We start from the raw sequence: 12,554 nt of genomic DNA on the forward strand, positions 1-12,554 counted from the left end.
TGGACATACAAGTGCGCGGCCAGGGTAGGCCGACTAAATCAAAGCGCTTATCATAGCCGAAGCTGTCAAGCCCCTGACAACAGAGTGCGCGTTCGAGGCTATAAAAGCCGCAAAAACCATGAAAAATGTAACTTGCCCTGTAGACTGCGCGTCAGGGTGATACCGCGCCCCTTCATGTATGCCATAAGAGCGACTTCGATATGTCCAAAGTAAAACTGACCACCAACCACGGCGACATCGTTCTGCAACTGAACGCTGAAAAGGCGCCGCTGACCGTAGCCAACTTCATCGAATACGTTAACGCCGGCCACTACGAAAACACCGTTTTCCACCGCGTCATCGGCAACTTCATGATCCAGGGCGGCGGTTTCGAGCCGGGCATGAAGGAAAAGAAAGACAAGCGCCCGAGCATCCAGAACGAAGCCGACAACGGCCTGCCAAACAAGAAGTACAGCATCGCGATGGCACGCACCATGGAGCCGCATTCGGCTTCCGCGCAGTTCTTCATCAACGTGGCCGACAACAGCTTCCTGAACCACACCGGCAAGACCACTCAGGGCTGGGGCTATGCCGTGTTCGGTGAAGTCATTGAAGGCACCGACGTGGTCGACAAGATCAAGGGCGTTTCCACCGGCAGCAAGGCCGGCCACCAGGACGTGCCGACCGAAGACGTGATCATCGAGAAAGCCGAGATCGTTGAGTGATATTGCTGATCTCCGACCTGCATCTTGAGGAGGGACGCCCGGACATTACCCGGGCGTTCCTGGATCTACTCCGCAGCCGTGCCCGCTCGGCCGAAGCGCTGTATATCCTCGGGGACTTCTTCGAAGTCTGGATCGGCGACGACGCCATGTCGCCGTTCCAGGCCTCGATCTGCCAAGCCCTGCGCGAATTGAGCGACAGCGGCACACGAATTTTCCTGATGCACGGCAACCGTGACTTCATGATCGGCAAGCGGTTCTGCAAGGCCGCGGGCTGCACCCTGCTGGCTGATCCCAGCGTCGTGGAACTCAATGGCGAGCCGGTGCTGCTGATGCACGGCGACAGTCTGTGCACCCGCGACGAGGGTTATATCCGGATGCGTCGCTATCTTCGCAACCCGGTCACCCTCTGGGTGCTGCGTCACCTGCCCCTGAGCACCCGCCACAAGCTGGCCCGTAAACTGCGCAATGAAAGTCGCGCGCAAACCCGCATGAAGGCCAACGACATCGTCGACGTGACTCCCGACGAGGTGCCGCGCATCATGCAGGCATTCGGCGTTCGTACGCTGGTGCACGGGCACACCCACCGCCCGGCGATCCACAAACTGCAACTGGGCGATCACGCCGGCCGACGCATCGTCCTCGGCGACTGGGATCGCCAGGGTTGGGCGTTGCAGGTGGACGAGCATGGTTTTTCGCTGGGTGCTTTCGATCTGGCGGCGGAGCCGGTCAGGCTTTTGAGCTGACATTTATCGCCAGCAAGCTGGCTCCTACGGGGGGTATGTAGGAGCCAGCTTGCTGGCGATCCGTATTGCGGCGATCCGCCGATCAATGCCCACCCCCGCCCGGCGGCGCGGCCTTGGCGACGAACGGCGGCCTGGCGAGCCAGACCAGCAGAATCAACCCCATGAACACCCACCCCAGCATGTGGAAATAATCCACCGTGGACATCATGTACGCCTGGCCGTTGAGGATTTGCTCCAGCTGGGCATAGGCCTGCGGGCCGGCGCCGCCCAGCGTGTCCAGCGCATCGCGGGTCGCGGGTTCAAAGGTGCTGATGTTTTCGCTCAGATAGGCGTGATGCTGGTCTGCTCGACGAATCCAGATCCAGGTCGTCAGCGAAGCCGCGAAGCTGCCGCCCAGGGTGCGCAGGAAGGTCGCCAGTCCCGAGCCGTCGGCGATCTGGTCCGGCGGCAGGTCTGACAGCAGAATGCTTAAAGTCGGCATGAAGAACAGCGCCACGCCGATCCCCATGAACAGCTGCACCATGGCCACATGCTGGAAATCCACCGCGTTGGTGAATTCGGCGCGCATGAAACAACTCAGGCCCATGGCCAGGAACGCCAGCCCGGCGAGAATGCGCAGGTCGAACTTGTGGGCGTACTTGCCGACGAAGGGCGACATCAACACCGGTAGGATGCCGATGGGCGCGACTGCCAGCCCGGCCCAGGTCGCGGTATAGCCCATCTGGGTCTGCAACCATTGCGGCAACAGGAGGTTAATGCCGAAGAACCCCGAATAACCGCCAATCAGCACCAGGGTGCCGACCCGGAAGTTGCGAAAGGCGAACAGGCGCAGGTTGACGATGGGATGGCGGTCGGTCAGCTCCCAGATCACGAAGAACACCAAGGCCACCAGTGAGATCACCGAGCCGATCACGATAAACTGCGACTCGAACCAGTCCATGTCGTTGCCCTTGTCGAGCACGACCTGCAAGGCACCGACCCCGACGATCAGCGCCAGCAGTCCGATGTAGTCCATCGGCTGACGGCTGGTCTTCACCGGGCGCTTGGCCAGTTGCGTACGCACCACCAAGGCCGCGAACAGACCGATCGGAATATTGATGAAAAAGATCCACGGCCAGCTGTAGCTGTCGGTGATCCAGCCACCGAGGATCGGCCCGGCGATTGGCGCCACTACCGTGACCATCGCCAGCAAGGCCAGCGCCATCCCCCGTTTCGCGGGAGGATAGATGGCGATCAGCAGCGTCTGGGTCATCGGATACAGCGGCCCGGCGACCACTCCTTGCAGAACGCGGAAGCCCACCAGCTCCGGCATCGACTGCGAGATGCCGCAGAGAAACGACGCCAGCACGAAAAGCAGCGTGGCCCAGAGGAACAGCTTGACCTCGCCAAAGCGCCGGCTGAGCCAGCCGGTCAGCGGCAAGGCAATGGCGTTGCTGACGGCGAAGGAGGTGATGACCCAGGTGCCCTGCTCCGAACTGACCCCCAGATTGCCGGAGATCGTCGGCAACGCAACGTTGGCGATGGTGGTGTCGAGCACCTGCATGAAGGTCGCCAGCGACAGCCCGATGGTGCTGAGCAGCAGGCTCGGCGGCGTGAAGGAAGCGGGGGCGTTGTTGCTCATCGCGAATCATGACCCTTGAGTGAGTGCCGGGCATTGCCGGCACCTGACGATGCCCCGGCGCAGGGCCCGGGGCATGCGGATAACTGTCAGCGCCTGGCCGTGGCCTTGGCCCCGAGCGCGCTGTTGTCATGAATCAGGCGCGCGATGAGCGCGTCGGCTTCGGCCAGTTGATTGGCATAGATGTCGGTGCTGAACGGTGGCTGACGCGGCGGCTGCTGGGCGAGCACCGGACCGCTCTGGTCGTGCAGGTCGACATCGACCGTGGTCGACAGGCCAATGCGCAGCGGATGATCGGCCAGTTCCTGGGCATTGATGTGCACCCGCACCGGTACCCGCTGGACGATCTTGATCCAGTTGCCGGTGGCGTTCTGCGCCGGCAACAGTGCAAAGGCGCTGCCGGTGCCGGCGCCCAGGCTGTCCACGGTGCCGCTGTACTTCACATCGCCACCGTACAGGTCGGCGACAATTTCCACCGGCTGGCCGATGCGCATCTTGCCCAGCTGGGTTTCCTTGAAGTTGGCATCGATCCACAGCTGGTCCAGCGGAATCACCGCCATGGTGGCGGTTCCAGGCTGCACGCGCTGGCCCAGTTGCACGGTGCGCTTGGCGACATAACCGGTTACCGGCGCGCGCAGGGTGGTGCGAGCATTGGCAAGATACGCCTGACGCAACTGAGCCGCGGCAGCTTTCACATCCGGATGCGACGCCACTTCGGTGTCGTCCACCAGCGCGACGCTGGTCGCCAGTTGCTGCTGGATATGTGCCAGCGCACTCTGTGCGCTGGTCAAATCGTCCTTCGCGTGGGACAGCTCTTCCTGGGAAATGGCCCCGCCCGCAGCGAGATTGCGACGGCGGTTGTAGTTGTCCTGGGCTTTCTGAAGTTCGGCGCGCTGGGCGGCCAACTGCGCCTTGATGCCGTCGACATTGCTGTACAGACCGCGCACCTGACGCACCACCTTGCCCAGATTGGCCTCGGCGCTCTGCAAGCCGACCTCGGCGTCGCTGGGGTCGAACCTGAGCAGTTCCTGGCCCTCACGGACCAGGTCGCCATCATCCGCCGCAATACTGATCACCGTGCCTGTAGTCAGCGGCGTGATTTCCACCACATTGCCGTTGACGTAGGCATCGTCCGTGCTCTCGCTCCAGCGACCATAGAGTTCATGCCAGGCCCACGCGGCCAGGCCACAGACAATCACGATCAGGGCCAGCCCGATCAGCAGGGTCTTGCGTTTGCCCGAGCGCGGATTGTTCTGATCCTGATCGGGAGGGGTTTGCGCAGCGGCAGTGGCCATGGACGTTTACCTTGGGGTCAGCGATCGAATCGCATTCATTTCGTATTTTTGGGCGTGAAGCTCAAGCGCGTCAGGGTGATGTGGTCATCGGCGGCCACCAGCACCTTGGTGAGGATGCGCTGCAGGGTCTGCACTTCCTCCGGTTCCAGTGCCGCGAAGGTATCGTTCATGGCGTCCGCGCCGATCTGCGGCAACAGACCGGCGAGCGTGCGCCCCTGCTCGGTCAACGCCAGTTGCACCTGACGCCGGTCAGTCTCCGAACGGGTGCGCACCACCAGCCCCTTCTGCTCAAGCCGGTCGAGCATGCGGGTCATCGAACCGCTGTCCAGCGACAGGTGCCTGCACAATTCCACCGGCGTATCGGCGCAGAACTGGGCAACGATGATCAGCACCTTGAACTGCGCCGCGGTGACGTCGTACGGCTCCAGATACTTGTCGAGCATCCGGTCCTTGAGGCCGTTGGTGCGACCGACCAACAGCCCGATGAGACTGGAGTCGTAGTTGTCAGGACTGAAATGTTTCAAAGACTCACCTGTAAAGCTGCCTAGGCAGTGATTTCAAAATATTACTGCTTAGGCAGCGAAAGTCAAAGCCTTTGTATACCGCAGCGCTGGCTTAGCAACCGTAGGAGCCAGCTCGCTGGCGATGCGGAGCCTCCGTACAACTTGGCGCGCAAAAAAAACGACCGTCATGCGGTCGTTTTTAGTACGGCTGCAGCCCCCTGTTTACGCGGCGGCCGGCACACCACTATGAAACCGGAAATCCTCATCCGGGCTTTCGATCAGCTCGCGCTCGGCCTGGCGGATCTCTTCGATCTTGGTGTCTACATCGACCTTGTCGCCATAGGTGTAGGCCAGTTTCAGATAGTCCTGGAAATGGCGCGACTCGGACTTGAGCAACCCGCCATAGAATTTGGCGAGTTCTTCGTCCAGATGAGGCACCAACGCGGCGAAACGCTCGCAGGAACGAGCCTCGACGATGGCGCCGACGATCAGCGCGTCGGTCAGCCGGTAAGGATTGTGATTGCGCACCAGTTTGCGCAGCGAGCCGGCGTAGCGCGCCGAACTGATATTGGCCATGGGAATCTGGCGCTTCTTGATGATGCACAGCACCTGTTCGAAATGACGCAGTTCTTCACGCGCCAGACGCGACATCTTGCTGATCAGGTCGAACTTGTCGTTGTACTGGAACATGAACTGAAACGCCGCGCCGGCCGCTTTCTTTTCGTTGTTCGCATGGTCGATCAGCAGAATGTCCAGATTGCGCAGCGCGGCCTGCACCCAACTGTCGGGCGTGCGGCAAAGCAGGAAAGCTTCGATTTCGGGGATCGGGTACATAGGCTCACACGGGATCGGGGCAAAGCGCGGCATTATACGAGCGCATGCGGGCGGCCGCGACCCTAACGCTCATCTGGAAACCCGGCATCCTCACGGACCGCGACTATAGTGAAGGCAGGCCCTTATTTAGCGAAGCGCAGCCATGCAGTCGATTCGCAGCATTCTGGTCGTCATCGAGCCCGATCGTCCCGACAATCTGGCGCTCAAGCGTGCGCACCTGATCGCCAGCGCGACCGGCGCGCAACTTCATCTGCTGATCTGCACCGCCGATCCGATTCCCGAACTGCTGATCGACGACCTGCGCTCCGAGCTGGCGCAGGACGGTATCGACGCGACCGTCGAGCAGGACTGGTTCCAGTCGGTGCATCAGACCGTCATCAAGGCGCAGCAGACCCGCAATTGCGATCTGGTCATCAAACAGCATCTGCCCGACAACCCGCTGAAAAAGGCACTGCTCACCCCGGATGACTGGAAACTGCTGCGTTACTGCCCAAGTCCGGTGTTGATGGTCAAGACGGCCCGCCCGTGGGCGGGCGGTGTGATCCTGGCGGCGGTGGATGCGGGCAATTCCGACGGCGAGCACAAGGCGCTGCATTACGAACTGGTGCAGCATGGCTACGGCATTGCGTCCCTGGCCCGGGGACATTTGCATGTCATTACCGCCTACCCTTCGCCCATGCTTTCGGCGGCCAACCCGGTGTACCAGCTTCGAGAGAGCATCCAGGCCCGCTATCGGGAACAGTGCCAGGCGTTTCAGGACGAATTCGGCGTCGACGATCACCATTTGCATATCGCTGAAGGTCCGGCCGATGTGCTGATTCCGCATACGGCGCATCATCTGGACGCGGTGGTCACCATCATTGGCACGGTGGCCCGTACCGGACTGTCAGGCGCCTTGATCGGCAATACCGCCGAAGCCGTGCTGGATGCGCTGGAAAGCGATGTGCTGGTGCTCAAGACCGAAGAGATCATCGCGCATCTGCGCGCTACCGGTTGATCCCATCGCCAGCAAGCTCGCTCCCACGACGGGGCGCAATTCCTGCGATCTGGACGACGTTCTCCACGTAGGAGCCACCTTGGTGGCGATTGGAGGCGACGCCGTTAGACAGAATCGCCAGCAAGACGGATCGCCGCCCGCTGGCTCCTACAACGAGATTCCGGGCGTAGGAGCCACCTTGGTGGCGATTTGGGGTGTTACGGGCTGTCGAGCGCGTCTTTCAGGAATCCCGGCGCGATGTAGCGCTGGTAATGGGCCTCGGACAGCAGGAAAAACTCTCGATCAATGGCGTCGCGCAATTCAGGCAGGGTCCAGTCGCGAAATTCCGGCAGCAGCGCGAAGCCATACGCCTCGACCTGGGTAATCATCCGGGCGCCGCGGGCGATCAGCTGGTACGCCCAGCAATATTCAGACTGATGAGGCACGAAGCGGATCTGCCGCTGGGTCAGTTGCAGGCGCAGCTTGTCGGCGTCAAAGACTTCCAGCTTGGCGGTCATTACCTGAACCAGCAGTTTTTCCAGTCGCAGCCAGACGGCGCGCTTCTCTGCTTCGTTGTAACCGTTCCAGTGGATCACTTCGTGGTGGAAACGCTTGCAGCCACGGCACACCAGGTCCCCGTAAACAGTGGAACAGAGGCCGACGCAGGGGGTTTTGATGAGTTGATCAGGCATGGCTGGGCGGACAACGGCAGGCGAAACGAGCCGCCATGTTAGCCCTTTGTCTAACGAGGGTCACCCCCGAAGGTCGCTGCTTCAACTTACCTTTGGCCGAGAATTGCCGTAGAATCAGCGAGCCTTTTAAGGCGCCAATGTCCGTTAGAAGCTGTTTTCAAAGCGTCACGAGCACAGTCAGGTTAATCCCGCAGTACGGCGCCGACAGGCCATTCCCTCATCACGAATGGCAGTGTCGGCCGGCCCTCCCCCCGTCCTGCAGGCGTAAAACTTTGAAAACAGCTTCGTAAGGAATGGCCGATACCCAATCGACAACGCCTCATAAGCCTTGCGCGGGTACGAGCGATTCCTGGATGAGCGTCCCGGACACCCATTTGGGACCACTGATGAGGGTAATACTGTGCTTGAAGCCTACCGTAAACACATCGAAGAGCGTGCCGCCCAGGGCATCGTGCCCCAGCCGCTTAACGCCGAACAAACCGCTGGCCTGATCGAGCTGCTGAAGAATCCTCCAGCCGGCGAAGAAGCTTTCCTGGTCGACCTGATCACCAACCGCGTTCCGCCAGGGGTCGATGAAGCCGCCTACGTCAAGGCCGGTTTCCTGTCCGCCGTCGCCAAGGGCGAAGTCGCCTCCCCGCTGATCGACAAGAAGCGCGCCACCGAACTGCTGGGCACCATGCAGGGCGGCTACAACATCGTGACCCTGGTCGAGTTGCTCGACGATGCCGAGCTGGCGCCGGTTGCCGCCGAGCAGCTCAAGCACACCCTGCTGATGTTCGACGCCTTCCATGACGTGTCGGAAAAGGTCAAGAACGGCAACGCTCATGCCAAAGCCGTGATGCAGTCCTGGGCTGACGGCGAGTGGTTCAAGAAGCGTCCGATGCTGGCCGAGAAGATCAGCCTGCGCGTTTTCAAGGTTACCGGCGAAACCAACACCGACGACCTCTCCCCGGCGCCCGACGCCTGGTCGCGTCCCGACATCCCGCTGCACGCCCTGGCCATGCTGAAAATGGCTCGCGAAGGCATCGTTCCGGATGTACAGGGCTCCATCGGTCCGATGAAGCAGATCGAAGAAATGCGCGGCCAGGGCTTCCCGATCGCCTACGTCGGTGACGTGGTCGGTACCGGTTCCTCGCGTAAATCGGCCACCAACTCGGTGCTGTGGTTCTTCGGCGACGACATTCCCAACGTGCCGAACAAGCGCGCTGGCGGCTTCTGTTTCGGCAGCAAGATCGCGCCGATTTTCTACAACACCATGGAAGACGCCGGCGCACTGCCGATCGAGTTCGACGTGTCGAACATCAACATGGGCGACGTGATCGACGTTTATCCGTATGCCGGCAAGGTCTGCAAGCACGACAGCGATGAAGTCATCACCACCTTCGAACTCAAGACTCCGGTCCTGCTGGACGAAGTACGTGCCGGTGGCCGTATTCCCCTGATCGTCGGCCGTGGTCTGACCGGCAAGGCACGCGCCGAGCTGGGCCTGCCGCCGTCGGACCTGTTCAAGACTCCCGAGCAGCCGGCTGAAAGCGACAAGGGCTACACCCTGGCGCAGAAGATGGTCGGCAAGGCTTGCGGCGTCGAAGGTATTCGTCCGGGCACTTACTGCGAGCCGAAGATGACCACCGTCGGTTCCCAGGACACCACCGGCCCGATGACTCGCGACGAGCTGAAAGACCTGGCCTGCCTGGGCTTCTCCGCCGATCTGGTCATGCAGTCGTTCTGCCACACCGCGGCTTATCCGAAGCCGATCGACGTCAAGACCCACCACACGCTGCCTGACTTCATCATGACCCGTGGCGGCGTCTCCCTGCGTCCGGGCGACGGCATCATCCACAGCTGGCTGAACCGCATGCTGCTGCCTGACACCGTCGGCACCGGCGGCGACTCGCACACCCGCTTCCCGATCGGCATCTCCTTCCCGGCCGGCTCCGGTCTGGTTGCGTTCGCCGCGGCCACCGGCGTCATGCCGCTGGACATGCCCGAGTCGATCCTGGTTCGCTTCAAGGGCAAGCTGCAGCCTGGCATCACCCTGCGCGACCTGGTTCATGCGATTCCGTACGTCGCCATCCAGAAAGGTCTGCTGACCGTCGAGAAGAAAGGCAAGAAGAACGCCTTCTCCGGCCGTATCCTGGAAATCGAAGGTCTGGAAACCCTGACCGTCGAGCAGGCTTTCGAACTGTCCGACGCCTCGGCGGAACGTTCGGCCGCGGGTTGCACCATCAAGCTGTCCAAAGAGTCGATCGCCGAATACCTGACCTCGAACATCACCCTGCTGCGCTGGATGATCGAACAGGGCTATGGCGATCCACGCACCCTGGAGCGTCGTGCTCAGGCGATGGAAGCCTGGATCGCCAATCCGGAGCTGATGGAAGCCGACAAGGACGCCGAGTACGCCGAAATCATCGAAATCGATCTGGCCGATATCAACGAGCCGGTGCTGTGCGCGCCTAACGACCCGGACGACGCGCGTCTGCTGTCGTCTGTTCAGGGCGAGAAGATCGACGAAGTGTTCATCGGTTCGTGCATGACCAACATCGGCCACTTCCGCGCCGCGGGCAAGCTGCTCGATCAGGTCAAAGGCCAGCTGCCGACCCGTCTGTGGCTGTCGCCGCCGACCAAGATGGACGCTCACCAGCTCACCGAGGAAGGCTACTACGGCATCTACGGCAAGGCCGGCGCGCGTATGGAAATGCCGGGCTGCTCGCTGTGCATGGGTAACCAGGCACGCGTCGAGCCGAACGCCACCGTGGTTTCGACCTCGACCCGTAACTTCCCGAACCGTCTGGGCGACGGCGCGAACGTCTACCTGGCCTCGGCCGAGCTGGCGTCCGTCGCTTCGATCCTGGGTCGCCTGCCGACCGTCGAGGAGTACATGGGCTACGCGAACCAGATCGACACCATGGCGGCGGACGTGTACCGCTACCTGAGCTTCGATCAGATCGCCGAGTTCCGTGAAGCCGCCGCGAATGCCAACATTCCGGTGGTTCAAGCGTAACTGCGAGCCTTCGCAACAAAAGAACCCCGCCTTGTGCGGGGTTTTTTATTGCGAGGATTTACCTGCTTGACACGAACTTGCGCACCCTGTCACTTCCATCAGTAGACAGGCCATGGACGGCAACCTTCAATTGCAACGCAGGCTGCCTGCGCCGCAACCGGTGGGCCACGACGCTCATCCATTACCGCAAGGAGCGAAAGATCATGAAGAAAATGACGCTGACGGCAGCGCTGGGCGTTCTGTTGCTGATGACGTCCTTATCCGGGCATGCCTTGAACGGATCCAGGCTGGCCGAACAGTTAAATAATCGATATCGACACATTACCGCCCAATGCGCCGACCAGGCACCCGCTTACCAGTGCAGCGGCCTGTTGATTCGCGGATTCGAACAGGAGCGATCCCTTCCATTCTGGTTGCATGATGCAACCGCCATGAGACTTGGCGCCGAGTCCTTCCTATTCTTGCGCGCGGACATCGGCACTCGAAAACTGCCATTCTCGAACGGCGTGGTTTTCATTCAGCCAGACATCACAAACACGCAACAGCCGGAACTCGGTCTACTCTGCGTTTATCCATTCGATGTCGATCCCGGCATCGACTGGCTTGGATATGGCTGCAGCGCGCCCGTTCATGCTCAGCCTGATGAAACGGAACCCGGTTCCTGTCCGTCAACGATTGTCGATGTCGCAGGCTGGATCGAACACTTCAGGCGCCAGCAAAATGATAGAACGCGACAGTGTTCGCTTAATGCGAAGAGCACGCACCTGTTCAACGTCAGCCTCCAGGCACACGAAGGGGTCGACGCCGAATGGGCGAAGCTATCCAACCGAATCATGGTAAAGAACTGGACCTATGCCGCTCCTGACGCTTTGCCGTTGCTGGCTATCGTTTATGAAAAGAACGTAAAGCAGGCCTTGTCCGGCGCGCATAGGGATCAGCAGGACTACTACAAAGCGACCGGTAAGTGGCTACCCATCGTGCAGATGGATCTTGCCGACCCGAGACGGGCCCCGTTTTCATTCCGCGAAGAGGACCAGCTCAGCGTTGGATATCAAGTGGCGTCGAAACTCAATGCCCGCTACATGGACACTCAGCCTGTGTGCAAGGACGGGCGAGCGGCGTATTACTGCAACGGAATACTGCTAAGAGGTGTCTGGGCCTCTCCGAATTACGAGTCGTGGGATCCGAGTCCAGGTTCGATCATCAATAACGGCGTGTCATTTTCATTTCTGCGAAGAGACCTGCACATCGGCGTGATGTTCGGATATGTGGGATTGATCTTCAAAGAATCAGGCGCACCGGCGGATGTTCCGATCACCCTGCGTTGCGCCTATCCGTTCGAGGCTGGCACCAGTGAATCGCCGGACCCCTGCACGTTTCAAGGCGTATGCGAGCTGATGGGGATCGATAGCGTACAGGCTTGGCGACGAAGCGATCGCCAGTGCGCATTCACCAACAGTGCCGTGCAGTTCAAAGTGTCGACCGATATTCGCCATTCGCCTGTGGTCCGCGGCTATAACGAGATCATGATTGCTGCCTGGCAACCCGGCATGCCGAGTCTGATCCCTATGGAAGCGTTGGTGCACAGAGCGGATCTGCCCGACTCCGCCAGCCTTCGACAAGCGCAATACATCCAGCGTCGATTTCTTCTGCACACAGGACGCTTTCTGCCGCTCCTGAGCATGGACCAGACAGATCCTGGGCAACCGATATTTTCGTATGACCCGGCGTTGCAAAATCAACCGGGCAGTCCTGACATGCGAACCATGAGAGATGGCATTCCCATTCAGTTGAATAGGCAGGAAAAAGCCGACCGCGAGCGCATGAACGATCAGAGCGTGTCGACACGGTAAGCGGGAAACCACAAGAAAGAATCCGCGATTCAAGAACCCGCCGCTTGCAGGGCAGATCTTCAAGCACAGTGGATGATCGCCAGCAAGCTGGCTCCTACAGGAACGCGATCGGTGTAGGAGCCAGCTTGTACTGGCGGTGCAGGCGACGGCGTGTAGCTGACGCATCGCGTAACGCCCGTCGCGACCAAGGTCCCTCCCACGGTCCATTCGTTCAAACATTGTGATCATCGCCAGCAAGCTGGCTCCTACAGGTACGCAGTCGGTGTAGGAGCCAGCTCGCTGGCGATGCAGGCACCGCGGTGTGGCTGAACCACCGCGTAACGGCTGTCGCGACC

10 protein-coding genes are annotated in these 12,554 nt (G+C 60.7%); 5 read left to right on the plus strand and 5 right to left on the minus strand.

From position 1 onward, the window contains the following. Positions 1-200 precede the first annotated feature (200 nt). Together TRP66_RS05420 and lpxH are read left to right on the plus strand one after the other, a co-directional pair. On the plus strand, positions 201-704 hold the full coding sequence (locus tag TRP66_RS05420; protein WP_333400353.1) for a peptidylprolyl isomerase: 504 nt from the start codon (positions 201-203) through the stop codon (positions 702-704). Continuing rightward, positions 701-1,447: a UDP-2,3-diacylglucosamine diphosphatase gene (gene lpxH, locus TRP66_RS05425; protein WP_333400354.1), complete on the plus strand. Its 747-nt coding sequence runs from the start codon at positions 701-703 to the stop codon at positions 1,445-1,447. The genes TRP66_RS05420 and lpxH overlap by 4 nt, the downstream gene beginning before the upstream one ends. Before the next feature lie 82 nt (positions 1,448-1,529). On the opposite strand, the gene TRP66_RS05430 is transcribed toward lpxH, so the two are convergent. From TRP66_RS05430 to TRP66_RS05445, 4 genes are all read right to left on the minus strand, one after another. After that, positions 1,530-3,068 (minus strand): DHA2 family efflux MFS transporter permease subunit, encoded by a 1,539-nt coding sequence (locus TRP66_RS05430; RefSeq protein ID WP_333400355.1) that lies wholly within the window; start codon positions 3,066-3,068, stop codon positions 1,530-1,532. Positions 3,069-3,154: 86 nt separating this feature from the next. After that, positions 3,155-4,360, minus strand: a complete 1,206-nt coding sequence (locus TRP66_RS05435; RefSeq protein ID WP_333400356.1) for an HlyD family secretion protein — start codon at positions 4,358-4,360, stop codon at positions 3,155-3,157. Between the two features lie 35 nt (positions 4,361-4,395). Beyond that, complete coding sequence (locus TRP66_RS05440; protein ID WP_333400357.1) at positions 4,396-4,884, minus strand: MarR family winged helix-turn-helix transcriptional regulator; 489 nt, start codon at positions 4,882-4,884, stop codon at positions 4,396-4,398. Positions 4,885-5,085: 201 nt separating this feature from the next. Further along, positions 5,086-5,697 carry a tRNA-(ms[2]io[6]A)-hydroxylase gene (locus tag TRP66_RS05445; RefSeq protein WP_333400358.1) on the minus strand — a complete coding sequence of 204 codons (612 nt, stop codon included), beginning with the start codon at positions 5,695-5,697 and terminating at the stop codon, positions 5,086-5,088. 142 nt (positions 5,698-5,839) lie between these two features. On the opposite strand from TRP66_RS05445, the gene TRP66_RS05450 reads away from it, so the two are divergent. Beyond that, complete coding sequence (locus TRP66_RS05450; protein ID WP_333400359.1) at positions 5,840-6,694, plus strand: universal stress protein; 855 nt, start codon at positions 5,840-5,842, stop codon at positions 6,692-6,694. A 197-nt stretch (positions 6,695-6,891) separates the two neighbouring features. Here the strand turns inward: TRP66_RS05450 and TRP66_RS05455 are convergent, their stop codons facing one another. Beyond that, positions 6,892-7,365 carry a DUF1289 domain-containing protein gene (locus TRP66_RS05455; protein ID WP_333400360.1) on the minus strand — a complete coding sequence of 158 codons (474 nt, stop codon included), beginning with the start codon at positions 7,363-7,365 and terminating at the stop codon, positions 6,892-6,894. Positions 7,366-7,765: 400 nt separating this feature from the next. Between TRP66_RS05455 and acnB the strand changes: the two genes are divergently transcribed. Together acnB and TRP66_RS05465 are read left to right on the plus strand one after the other, a co-directional pair. Further along, a complete protein-coding gene (gene acnB / locus TRP66_RS05460) occupies positions 7,766-10,366 on the plus strand; it encodes a bifunctional aconitate hydratase 2/2-methylisocitrate dehydratase (RefSeq protein ID WP_333400361.1) in 2,601 nt (866 codons plus the stop codon). Positions 10,367-10,569: 203 nt separating this feature from the next. Continuing rightward, positions 10,570-12,219, plus strand: coding sequence for a hypothetical protein (locus TRP66_RS05465; protein ID WP_333400362.1), 1,650 nt, complete (start codon positions 10,570-10,572; stop codon positions 12,217-12,219). The last annotated feature ends 335 nt before the right edge of the window (positions 12,220-12,554 follow it).

It is taken from the genome of Pseudomonas sp. JDS28PS106, from assembly GCF_036706555.1.
In the GTDB taxonomy this organism is placed as follows: Bacteria; Pseudomonadota; Gammaproteobacteria; order Pseudomonadales; family Pseudomonadaceae; genus Aquipseudomonas.